This window comes from Streptomyces sp. NTH33, from assembly GCF_003236365.1.
Taxonomy (GTDB): Bacteria; Actinomycetota; Actinomycetes; order Streptomycetales; family Streptomycetaceae; genus Streptomyces.
Map to the genome: position 1 here is coordinate 1 of NZ_POTZ01000250.1, position 10,721 is coordinate 10,721.

14 protein-coding genes are annotated in these 10,721 nt (G+C 68.9%); 6 read left to right on the forward strand and 8 right to left on the reverse strand.

The genetic code is table 11. The features are described 5' to 3' along the window. Positions 1-76: 76 nt before the first annotated feature. From C1I97_RS22505 to C1I97_RS22520, 4 genes are all read right to left on the reverse strand, one after another. Positions 77-841, reverse strand: coding sequence for a hypothetical protein (locus tag C1I97_RS22505; protein WP_111005012.1), 765 nt, complete (start codon positions 839-841; stop codon positions 77-79). 38 nt (positions 842-879) lie between these two features. Continuing rightward, positions 880-1,464: a hypothetical protein gene (locus tag C1I97_RS22510; RefSeq protein WP_111005013.1), complete on the reverse strand. Its 585-nt coding sequence runs from the start codon at positions 1,462-1,464 to the stop codon at positions 880-882. A 158-nt stretch (positions 1,465-1,622) separates the two neighbouring features. Further along, positions 1,623-1,922 carry a hypothetical protein gene (locus C1I97_RS22515; protein WP_111005014.1) on the reverse strand — a complete coding sequence of 100 codons (300 nt, stop codon included), beginning with the start codon at positions 1,920-1,922 and terminating at the stop codon, positions 1,623-1,625. Positions 1,923-2,002: 80 nt separating this feature from the next. Continuing rightward, positions 2,003-2,512 carry a nucleoside-diphosphate kinase gene (locus tag C1I97_RS22520; protein WP_111005015.1) on the reverse strand — a complete coding sequence of 170 codons (510 nt, stop codon included), beginning with the start codon at positions 2,510-2,512 and terminating at the stop codon, positions 2,003-2,005. 410 nt (positions 2,513-2,922) lie between these two features. On the opposite strand from C1I97_RS22520, the gene C1I97_RS22525 reads away from it, so the two are divergent. Then, positions 2,923-3,582 carry an NUDIX hydrolase gene (locus C1I97_RS22525; protein ID WP_111005016.1) on the forward strand — a complete coding sequence of 220 codons (660 nt, stop codon included), beginning with the start codon at positions 2,923-2,925 and terminating at the stop codon, positions 3,580-3,582. Then, positions 3,579-3,992, forward strand: coding sequence for an NUDIX hydrolase (locus tag C1I97_RS22530; protein ID WP_111005017.1), 414 nt, complete (start codon positions 3,579-3,581; stop codon positions 3,990-3,992). The genes C1I97_RS22525 and C1I97_RS22530 overlap by 4 nt, the downstream gene beginning before the upstream one ends. A gap of 61 nt (positions 3,993-4,053) precedes the next feature. On the opposite strand, the gene C1I97_RS22535 is transcribed toward C1I97_RS22530, so the two are convergent. From C1I97_RS22535 to C1I97_RS22545, 3 genes are read right to left on the reverse strand one after another with little or no spacing between them, the layout of a single operon-like run. Continuing rightward, positions 4,054-4,818 (reverse strand): hypothetical protein, encoded by a 765-nt coding sequence (locus C1I97_RS22535; protein WP_258382689.1) that lies wholly within the window; start codon positions 4,816-4,818, stop codon positions 4,054-4,056. Between the two features lie 59 nt (positions 4,819-4,877). Further along, the gene (locus tag C1I97_RS22540) at positions 4,878-5,306 is read right to left on the reverse strand and encodes a DUF6415 family natural product biosynthesis protein (protein WP_220040848.1); all 429 of its coding nucleotides are present in this window, start codon (positions 5,304-5,306) and stop codon (positions 4,878-4,880) included. Continuing rightward, positions 5,303-5,773: an ATP-binding protein gene (locus C1I97_RS22545; RefSeq protein ID WP_181446860.1), complete on the reverse strand. Its 471-nt coding sequence runs from the start codon at positions 5,771-5,773 to the stop codon at positions 5,303-5,305. Before C1I97_RS22545 ends, C1I97_RS22540 begins: the two co-directional genes overlap by 4 nt. Positions 5,774-6,338: 565 nt before the next feature. Here C1I97_RS22545 and C1I97_RS22550 point away from each other — a divergent pair. Next, a complete protein-coding gene (locus tag C1I97_RS22550) occupies positions 6,339-7,358 on the forward strand; it encodes a DNA-binding protein (RefSeq protein WP_111005020.1) in 1,020 nt (339 codons plus the stop codon). A gap of 1 nt (position 7,359) precedes the next feature. Here the strand turns inward: C1I97_RS22550 and C1I97_RS22555 are convergent, their stop codons facing one another. After that, entirely contained in the window at positions 7,360-8,373 is a 1,014-nt protein-coding gene (locus C1I97_RS22555) for an NAD-dependent epimerase/dehydratase family protein (protein WP_111005021.1), read from the reverse strand. Positions 8,374-8,516: 143 nt separating this feature from the next. Between C1I97_RS22555 and C1I97_RS22560 the strand changes: the two genes are divergently transcribed. The 3 genes from C1I97_RS22560 to C1I97_RS22570 all read left to right on the forward strand — a co-directional run bounded on the left by C1I97_RS22560 (position 8,517) and on the right by C1I97_RS22570 (position 10,400). Beyond that, positions 8,517-8,852 carry a hypothetical protein gene (locus C1I97_RS22560; RefSeq protein WP_258382690.1) on the forward strand — a complete coding sequence of 112 codons (336 nt, stop codon included), beginning with the start codon at positions 8,517-8,519 and terminating at the stop codon, positions 8,850-8,852. Positions 8,853-9,050: 198 nt separating this feature from the next. Continuing rightward, positions 9,051-9,404, forward strand: coding sequence for a DUF317 domain-containing protein (locus C1I97_RS22565; RefSeq protein WP_111005022.1), 354 nt, complete (start codon positions 9,051-9,053; stop codon positions 9,402-9,404). A 174-nt stretch (positions 9,405-9,578) separates the two neighbouring features. Continuing rightward, a complete protein-coding gene (locus tag C1I97_RS22570) occupies positions 9,579-10,400 on the forward strand; it encodes a DUF317 domain-containing protein (RefSeq protein WP_111005023.1) in 822 nt (273 codons plus the stop codon). The last annotated feature ends 321 nt before the right edge of the window (positions 10,401-10,721 follow it).

A 10,721-nucleotide genomic window follows, 5' to 3' on the forward strand; every position in this document is an offset into this window, starting at 1 on the left:
GGGCTGGGGATGAGGGTGGAGTCGAAGAAGGCGTGAGCGTCGGCCCACAGGTGGTAGGCGTCGAGGAAGTCCATCGTCAGACCAGGCCCTTCTCGGCGAGCGCGTAGCGAACGGCCGCGGCGCCGCCGGCCCCGGCGAGGTACGCCCGCTCGGAGATCAGGACCAGGTCGAAGGCGAGACTGCGCAGCTGGTGGAAGGCGGGCTCGCGGATGTACTCGGCGTCCGGCCACCACTTCAGTTTCGGCAGGCGGTAGCGGTCCAGGGCATCGGCTGCCTTGACCACGTCGGTGATGCGTTCGGCCCGGGCGTGGTCGGCCTGGTCATCGGCGGTGAACGCCTCGTACGGCACGTCGTGCAGGCGGATGGCGGTGGTCGCCTGCACGATCCGCCGCGGTGTCGCGGTGAGGCCGAAGTGGCCCCAGACGGTGTCGGCGTTCGCGGCGAGCCAGATGGCCGCACGGGCGCCATGGCCGCGGTCGTCCTTGTCGTGGCGCCGTTGGCAGTCGTGGACGGCGGCGGCGAGAACAGCCGTGGCGGTGTCGGCGTCGTCCAGGCCGTTCGCCTCGGCGAGGACGGCGGCCAGCGCCGCCGTCCTCATGGCGTGCCGGACGCCGTGGAGCGACGTGTACAGGCGGGGGTCCGCCCACCACCGGGTGGGCAGCCCGTTGTGCACGAGGAGTTCCTTCGACTGCGGGCTCAAGGCCGGCTGCGGTGCAGCCGGCAGGTCGGGCCTGTGGTCGTTGATCCACGCGATGGTGGCGTGGTCCATGTGCTGGTGAAGCGGGAGCTGCCCTTGGGCAGCCAGGTCGATCAGACTTGCGGTCAACGGGGTCGTGCTCATTCGTGCCCACCCCCTTGGTGGTCTCCGCGGGATGTTCCCTACCGGATCGGCGCGGTCTGCTGTTCGCGCTCCTTGCGCTCCTTCTCGGCGGCCTCGAAGGCGGCCGTGAAGTCGGCCAGCTCCTGCTCCGTCATCAAGGTCACCCCGAGCTCCGTGGCGACGTCCGCGATCCTGGCCTCCGCCTCGGCGCGGGCGGCGTCCGAGGCGTTGTCCTCCAACAGGACCTCGAACTCGGCGTGGTAGCCCCACGCCTCGCTCCACTTGACCGCGATCTCCACGCCGTCGAAGCGGTAGTTGTGACGGAGGTTGAACGCTTCATGCATTGCCGTCTCGAAGCCGAGGGCGTTGAACACCTTCACCGCGGCCGGGACGTCGTCGCGGGCGATGGGGAACTCGGTCTCCGCGAAGGCGGTGCCCTGCCCGATCTTGCTCCCCTTGAGGGTGATCTTGGCCGTTCCGGCGGTGGTGTTGTCCGTGACCTTCAAGAGCTGGTCGGGGAGCACGTAGAAGTAGATGTGTTTGTCGTCGGGGCCCAGGTCCTCCCCGTCCGCCTTCAGACGGGTGACGAGTTGGTCGTGGACTTCCTTGAGGAAGCGGGCGCGCATCTCGATCTCGACGGCCACGGGGCTGGTGCCTCCTCGTTTCAGGCATGGCGAAGCCAGCCGGACCCTGTCGTGCGTGGGACTGTCCGGTCGGGCGATCGCTATGGGATTGGTGGTCGAACGTGGGGTGATGCGGCCGGTGCGGGTGCCGGCCGCATCACCCAGCTGGTCTGTGGATGTCAGTCGAGGGTGCCGAAGCGCTCCTGGACAACACCCGAGTGCAGGTAGGTCGGCAGCTGGACCCCTCCCACCGACGTGCGACCGGTGGCGACCTGCTCCTCCGTCTCGCTGGGGAATCCCTCCAGCAGACGCAGGCACTGCTGGGCCCATTCGCGCGACGCGGACCAGTCGCCCAGGTCGCGGTGGCGCACTGCCAGGGCGTACGCGGTCTCGGTGGCCGCCCACCGGTCGGTCACCAGCTCACGCTGGAAGATCGACTCAAGTTCGTCGGTGGAGGCCAGGCGGGTCGGGTTGGTCATGGTGCCCTCTCGGATCGGACGGTCGTGCCCCAGTGGTGATCAACGCCCCGGCGCCCCCGCGGTGACGCCGTGATCCGCCGCTAGTACGTGTAGATCTCGGCCAGCGTCTTGTAGTCCTGCAGCTCGCCCTTGTCGAACCACAGCTCCACCTCCTGCTTGGCCTCCTCCGCGTTGCCGGAGGCGTGCACGAGGTTCGCGACCGCCTTGCCCGAGGCGATACTGGCCGCGGCGCTGTAGTGCGAGAAGTCGCCCCGCACCGTGCCGGCCGGAGCCTGATTCGGGTACGTGCTCCCGACGATCTTGCGGACGGTGGCGATGGCGTCGAAACCCTCCAGCACCAGGGCGATGACCGGCCCCTGCTGCATGAACGTCGCTGTGAAGTTGTAGACCTCCGAGCCCAGCCGTTCCTCAAGATCGAAATAGTGTCGGCGGGTGAACTCCTCGTCCATCCACTTCATCTTGGTGCCGACGATCTTCAGTGCGGCGTCCTCGAATCGAGCGATGATCCTTCCTGCCAGGCCACGCGCCAGCGCATCGGGCTTGAGCAGGACGAGCGTGCGCTCGACATTGGGTGCCTGAACCTCGGCCATTGACTTCCTTTCGCCTTGCTGTCAAACGAACATGGCGGGCAATCAGCCGTCACTCGCTGAGGTTACCGGCGCCGACCAGACGGTTCGGACAAGCGAACAAGGCCCCAGATGGATGAACATTCAGGCGATGCCGCCGACCCGCCAAACTGAGAGACCCGATTCAGCCAACTTCCCTGTGCCTGCTATCCATCGGGCATACGCACCTACAATCTCCTCGTGGTCATCCGGACGCCTTCGCGCCTCGACACGCCTCCCAGGGACTCAGCCTCTGTCGGGCGATTCCTCGGCCCTGGTGACGGTGATTCTTCCGGGGCTCTCCGCGCGCGGCCATGAAGCGCCAGTGCAGTGGGAGTGCACTTTCAGCGCACGGGTTCCTGCACCAATAGCGGCGGCGAGGGGGGAGCGGCTTCATGGACGTGATCGAGCGCTGGACCGGCCAGTACGCCTGCCTGCTGCAGTCCGCCCTACGCCTCAGCAACGAGCAGTTCGCCGCGAAACTGGGCATCGGCGTGAGGACAGTGGCCACTTGGCACGCCGACGAGAACGTCGTGCCTCGCAGGGAGATGCAGCAACTCCTCGACACCGCCCACGAACAGGCTTCCGACGCGGCACGGCAGCGCTTCGCGCTCCTGCTGGCGAAGGGCCGGGCCTCAGCGGAGTCGGCGCCCGCCGGCGCGCAGGCACTCCGTGTGGCCATCGCCGTGGTCATCCGCGACAGCGACGTCCTGCTGGTGTGCCGGCGGGACGACGACGCTGCTGGAATCACGTGGCAGTTCCCGGCGGGGGTCATCAAGCCGGGCGGCAAGGCGGAGACCACCACCGTGCGGGAGACCCTGGACGAGACGGGCGTCCACTGCGCGGTCCGGCAGCACCTCGGGAACCGGCTCCACCCCGTGACCGGCGTGCTGTGCGCATACTTCCTGTGCGAGTACCTGGCGGGCGAGGCCACCAACAGCGACGCAGCCGAGAACATCGACGTCATGTGGGTGCCCAGAAACGTGGTGTCCCGCTTCATTCCCGTCGATACGATCTTCCCGCCCGTCCTGGCTGTCCTGGAGGAACAGACGTGACGCAGCAGAACACGGACGAGCGGCCAGGTATTGCCGCGGCCATCGTCGTCCACGAGGGGCGCGTGCTCATGGTGCGCCGCCGGGTCAGCGAAGGTCAGCTCTCCTGGCAGTTCCCGGCCGGAGAGATCGAGCCCGGCGAGACCCGCGAGGACGCCGCCGTGCGGGAGACCCAGGAGGAGACGGGCCTGGACGTGGCCGCCGTGAAGCTGCTGGGCGAACGGGTCCACCCGAAGACGGGCCGGCTGATGTCGTACACGGCCTGCGAAGTGCTGGGCGGCACCGCTCATGTTGCGGACACCGAGGAACTGGCCGAGCTTGCCTGGGTCACCCATGGCGAGATCCCGCAGTACGTGCCGTACGGACTGTTCGAGCCGGTGCAGGACTACCTCGACGCGGTCTTGCCTTCCTGAACGGCCTCGGGTCACTCTGCGCCGCCGCGTGTGGTGACCCAGGTAATGACAACGTGCGGAATCATGAGGTGCCTCCTCGGAGAAGCTGCAACGGGGCAGGGCCGGCCTGACTGCTTGGGACAGGCCGAGGCATGCTGTTCACGCGTAGGGGTGCTGCTGGCCATGCGGCCGGTGCCGCCAGCTCGCGCAGCAGCTCGTCCAGGTCCACGACCTCGAAGGTCCCCAGCCGACGCACCAACTGCGAGGCGAGGAACGTGGGCAGGTTCTGGTGCCCATATGGCAGCGGGTCGTGGGGCTGTGCCATGACCTGGACGCCGTTCTCCCCGTAGCCGTACAAGGTGCCGATCACCCCGTACATGGGGGCGCTCTGCGCGAGGAAGACCATGGGGTTGCCCTCCATGTGCGGGCAGAGCCGGGCGGCACTGCGAGCGTGCCGGGCGCACACCGGCGGCTGGTTCGTCAGGACTCGCAGCGCGTCGGGCTCCACGTCCCGGGGACCGGCGAGGAAGATGAACCCCAGCGGGGTGCGTGCGCGCTCCGTGCAGACCTGGCAGCGCAGCATCTGCATCGTCATCCTCTGCCGGTAGGGGTGCATCAGCTTCCACTGCGGTTCCCCCGTTGGCCGGCCGCGCTCATCTAGCGGGTTGAAGGAGCAGCGCGCCCACAGCACGCCTCGCAGGTCGCGGTCCTCGGGGACTTCGTCCCGGTAGTGCAGCCGGAAGCGGTCCTTGGCGTACTCGCGGAGGAAGAGGTTGTCCGGCCCGGCCTCCTCACCCTTCCGCTGCGTGATGTAGGGGATCAGGGAAGACTCGGTCGGGGTGCGCACTAAAAGGTTCTTCTCTCTCGTCGGTCCGGGGTGTGGGCTGAAGGGGAGCAGGGGAGCGATCACGCCGCCTCCTTGAGGCACTTCGTCGCGACGAGCCGTTCAAACAGCTCGTTCGCGGTCCAGCCCATCCGGCGCAAGTGCCCGACGGTCCTCCAGTGGTCGCCCGGCAGCTCCTCGCAGCGCAGTGCGCGAGCCCGCTCGATGAGCTGCGCTGCGCTCTTGTCGCGCTGCTCGGCTTCTGCGGCGATGGCGATGTTCACCAGGCGCATCAGGTGGCCGCGCAGCCGCAGCGCGATCTCGCCCACGCTCTCCTCGTCCGGGGCGTACTCGTCCAGTACGGCCGCCACATCGTCCAAGAGCGCGTCACCGTCGAACGGCTGCCACTGGCGTACCTTCTCCAGCACCCTTTCCATCGCCGCCTGGTCCAGCGGCGGCCTCCAGGGCCCCACTGGGCGCGTCCAGCGCTGGACGGGGGCGGGAGCCGTCATCGCTCCTCCCCGAGGCCGAGGCGGAACCAGGCGCAGGTGCCGTCAGAGGTGAAGCCCCAGCTGCCTCCCAGCTCGGACACGAGGAGGTCCACGAGGAGCAAGCCACGGCCGCTCTCCGACTCGGGCCCGACATGCTGCGGCTCCGGAACGGCTGACGGTGAGCCGTCGCGGATTTCAAGGCGCAGCTCGCTGGGCGTCGGCATCCAGCAGCGGAGGTCGAAGGACGGATGCCGGCCGTGGAGGACCGCGTTGGTGCACAGTTCCGACACCACGACCAGGATGGATTCGACCTGGTCTTTCGGCATCCGGCAGTAGCAGCGCACCCACGCCTGGGTGACGCGTCGAGCAACCTCTACGCTCGACGGCGCAGAGCGCATCGCCATTCCGAAGGCCGGCAGGACGTCATTCCCGACCTGACGTAGTGGGGGTGCGTCCAACAGGCTAGTGCCGGCGTCTTTGGGCGGCATGGGGTAACTCCCTGGGTTGTGCTCGGACATGCACTCTCAGCGAGGGTTGGCGATCAGGGTTCACCCGACCCGCGTGGCCTCGCCATGGCCTGCAACGTGGCCTCTACGCCACTTCCGGGCGACACACGTGGCCTTTGGGTAGCCTCGAAGTGGCTTCTGCGCGGGCGTGCTTGCCGTGGAGGGCGACGGCGGTATCCCCTTCCTGAGAAGGGATCGATTCGCAAGCCGGCCGACTGCGGCGCCGCAGACTGGGGGCGGAATGAGGACTGAGCCGAGAACACTGCTGGCGTGGCTGTGCGCTCGGGACGGACTTTCCTACCGCCTGTTCGAGGAGAAGTTCACCGAGTACGGGGTGCGGCTCTTCGGGCACAGTCCCAACAACCCGACTTGTGGCGAGACGCAGTTCCGGCGGTGGACGGGCGGGAAGTTAGTGACGCTGCCCGGCCCTGAAACGCGTCAGATCCTTGAGGCGATGTGGCCTGGTTACACAGCTGCTCAGCTGTTCGGGCCACCGCCGCAGGACGATCCCCAGGCACCCGCGTACGACCTGGAAGAGCGAGTTCGAATGACCGCAGAAGAAGCCTTTGAGGGCGCCGACGCGACAGCTTCGGCGTCCATCTCCGACAACACCATCGACGAGCTGCGCGACCAGGTGACAACCGTGGCCCGGGCATACCACCAGATGCCGCCGGCGCAGGTGTACGAGGCCGCCGACAAGCTGCGCCTGACGATCGAGGGCCAGCGAGACCGCACGCAGATCCCCGTCCAGCAGCAGGAACTGATGATCCTGAACGGGCAGACCGCCGCTCTGCTGTCCGTCGCCGCGTTCGACCTCGGGTACTTCTCGTCCGCCCGCAGCCTCGCCCGTACGGCTGCCATGTTCGGCGAGACCACCCGGTTCACGCCCCTCCAGGCGTTCGCCGACGGCACCCTGGCCTACATCGCCTACCACACGGGCAACGCGACCGACGCGGTAGCCAAGGCCACGCGCGCCCTCTCCTACGGCGGGCTCGGCGACATCGCGCACCAGCGCCTGCAAGCCATCAAGGCCCGCGCGCACGCCCATCTTGGTGACGTGGTCTCCACCCGGCGCGCGATCCAACTCTCCGCCGAGGCGGGACATGACCGCCGCGACGACTTGCACGACGTGGTGGGCGGGGAGTTCGCATTCACCCCCGAGCGGCTGGCGATGTCCACCAGCACGACCGCTCTGCTCATCGGCGACGCCACCACGGCCGAAGCGGACGCCCGACGCGCCCTGGAGATCCTCGGGCAGCGGCCACATGAGGAGCAGTCGGCGCATGTGCGGGCAGGCGCTGCCGCTGACCTCGCGCACGCACGCCTCCTGGCCGACGACCTGGAGGGCGCAGCCGAGGCCCTGACGCCGGTGTGGGGTGTGCCGGCGGAGCAGCGCAAAACGGGCATCGTCGTGCGGACGGCCCGCATCGGGCGTCACCTGGCCCGGCCCCAGTACCACGGCGCGCAGACGCCGAAGACGTTGCGGGAACAGATCGAGGAGTTCAACCGCGTGTCCCCGCCGCACCGCCTCGGCCCGCACGTGGGTCTCCTGGCGATCGAGGGCTGATTCACAGCGAGGCGAGGATCTTCGCCTCCTTCTCCGGGGCGATCCCGTGCTCCGCCCACCGCGGGTGGTCCACGGGACGCCCGTCCGCCGCCCACCACCGCCACGTGTCCCGGACCGTGTCGGTGATCGGACGACACTCCAGCCCCGCCGCCACGGCGGCGCTGGAGTCGACGGCCCACACTCCGGCATGGATGCGCCACAGAGGCAGCTCTGTCCACTGCTTGACGCCCTGTTCGGTCAGCAGCGCGGGATCGGCCCAGACCGGCGCGCCGGCGCCGCCCGTCTCGGACAAGCATGCCTCCAGGAAGGCACCGAAGGTGATGCCCTTGGGGTGCGTGACGTTGAAGCCGCCGCTCGCCGAGCCGGCGGCCTGATCGAGGGCGAACGCCGCAACGTCACGTACGTCGACGGGCTGGATGCACTGCTCGGCCGGGGCCGGGGCCAGAATACGGCCGCCCCGCTTGGCGCGCTCCAGCCACCAGGGCAGCCGGCCGACGTACTCACCCGGGCCCAGGATCACTCCCGGACGAAGGAAGACCGCGGCGTCGCCGAACGCCTCCGTCACGGCGCGCTCCCCGCCGGCCTTCTGAAAGCCGTACTTGGTGGGCGAGCCGTCCGCCCCGGTGTAACCGAACGACTCGTCGGCATCCGGCGGGCATTCGAGCAGCGCCGAGGCGTCGGTGAGCGGCTGGTGCGGCCACCCCTCGTAGACGGACACGGTGGAAACGTGCACCCAGCGCCGGGCGGCCGGGCGCAGCGCGGTGGTGGCCGCGAGGACATCCCGCGGCGGGAGGTCGGAGCTCGATGTGTCGATCACGGCGTCCCACGGCCCCTGCTCTGCAAGCCGGTTGAGATCGACACGGTTCGTACGGTCGCCGTGGACCGGTTCCACGCCGTCCACGTCACGGCCGGAACGTCCCCGGTTGAAGGTGGTGACCGCCCAACCCCTTGCCAGCGCGCCCTCTGCGATGTGCTTACCCAGGAACCACGTTCCGCCCATGACCAGAATTCTCATGGGAGGATCCTGCCGCGTGGGCCCGTGCGACGGAAGAACAGACCACCGCACGGGCCCTCATCACCGCCGTCGGGCCGGAGGCTGCTGCGATGGAACAGTGGGGCGTTCTGCTACGTGGCGTTGCCTGGCTGCCTGGGCCCATCATGGTCACCAAGCGCCTGGAGGAGGGAACCACACACCCCATGGCGGTCAAGCGGATCCTCGCTGGCGAGGTGGTGGCCGCTCTCCACGGCCTGGACGCTGCCGCCGCCCGTGCGGAGTTCACGGCGCGCTTCTCCAAGCGCTCCTTCGGGGACACCCAGAACCTCCCCGTCGTCTCCCTGAAGGACCACGCCGAGGACACGCTCGGGACACTGATCAGCCGCACGCTGGACTTCGTCCCCAGCATCTCCGCCGTGCGCCACGTGGCTCAGCAGAAGGGCCTCCGTCTGATCCGCGAATCAGATTTCGTGTGCAGTTCGTCCCTCCACGGCAGCTAGGAGCGTGGCCGACCGGCCACGGAGTGGTCACCGATCGTGGAATTCGGCCACGCGATTTGAGACCTCACAAGAGTGGCCCGCACTCCAGTTCGCCGGGGGCAGACAGCAAAGATCCGCGAATGACTGGCCGCGGGACGCGAGGACATGTCAACGTAGACGACCTTCTTGCAAACCACCAGGTCAAAGAGGTGATTGCCCGTGACTGCGGCACCCCAGGGCCCCGGATTCTCCACCACCGTCGAGGCCCTGCGGTTGCGTAAATGGCGGCTCGGCCCGGGCCAGCCCACGCTCGTGATGGATCAGTTCTCCCCCGACGATTTCCACCTGGTCGTGGACGACCGCGCGGACGTGCACGTCAACTCGAAGGACGGCTCCTTCTACCTCGGATGGTTCCCGTCCGGCCGCCCGGGCACCGAGGGCGAGGGATGGAAGATCGCCGTTACCGGTACGGCCGAGGTGCGCGGCTACCAGATGTCCTTCGACACCGAGACGCCGGCCGACATCGTCGCCGCCGCCGTCGCTCGCGTGCTGGAGACCTCTCGGCAGGTGTGACACCAGAGGCTCGAGCCGGAGGCCCTCGGACGGTCCGTCGTCCACCTCGCCGAAGGCCGGAGGCGGACACGCGGCTCGGTCATCTGCCACCCGAGGCCACCGTAAAGCTGACCCGGCAGGCTCCCGTCCAAGGCGCCGTCGCGCCGTCGGCGGCAAGCAGAAACCCACAAGCTTTTGGAGGCGCCCCTGCATCCCGACTTTCCTTTCGGCCCGTCTGCCCCGGCCAGCGTCCCGTCCGCGTACTGGGTCGGTCCCCGGCACCTGGCCGGTGACGACGGGCGCCTGTACGACGCCGTCGCCGACACGCTCGCCGGCCTGGGCTGGACGAGTCTGACGATCGTCCGCGGCCGGCAGGAGCCGGACGAGGCGGCGGAGGACCGTCAGGTCCTGCGCAGCACCGTCCTTCACATCAGCCCCGACACCCTGCGGTGGGCGCAGTGGGTCCTGCCGGACGAGCCGTTCCACCTGGGCAACTTGCCGATCGCCTGGCAGGTCTCCGCTCGTACCGATCCGAGCAGCCCGCTGGCCCGGTGGTCGGCCTACTTCACTCCCGATGTCCCCGGGGAGGTCCTCGCCGACTTCCTCGCCGCGCTCGACGCCCGGGATCAGCCCGCCGTGCCGCTCGGCGGCCCCGAGCTGGTCCTCGACGCGGTCACGGCGCACGGTTGGCTGCGCAACGTCGACCGGCCCGGTGCGGGGGCGATGGACCCGACGTTCACCTCCCACATCCGCCTCGGTGAGGTGCCGCCGCTCATTCAGGACGCCGACCCGCTCGCCCTGGTGGCCGAGGCGGACGAGGCGGTCCTGGCCGGGTGGCAGGCATGGGCCGAGCCGGTGCCCGGCGCGGGCTACCTGTGGGCGGCTTCGTTCGGTGCCAGCGTGCCGCACGACCTCGTCGCCGCGTTCGCCGACTCCCTCAGCTCCAGCGCGCCGGTCCTGCGGCGGGTGCTGCCCGAGAGCACACGCGACCGGCTTCTGCGGGCGCCGGCCGGCTGAGGGCATCCAATGCATGGAAGCCGGGCCCCATTGAGGAGGCCCAGCTGACCTGTCGCAGTGAAGATTGAGCGTTCTCATCGAAGGTTGAGCGCCGAACCGCGGGTAACCGGGCGGACAACGCACCGCACGCAGCGCTCGCCGTGCGTGTCTCTCCTGCGCTGCGACGGAAACGCCGAGCGCGTGTCACCTCTGTTTGAACCGCCCCGGGTTCGGTAGAGATCTCAGATTGTGGTTCTGGCCTGGGGTTTCGTGGATTCCATGTAGTGGTTGGCCTCGTACTCGACGGGCGGAACGTGGCCTATCTCACCGTGGAGCCTGCGG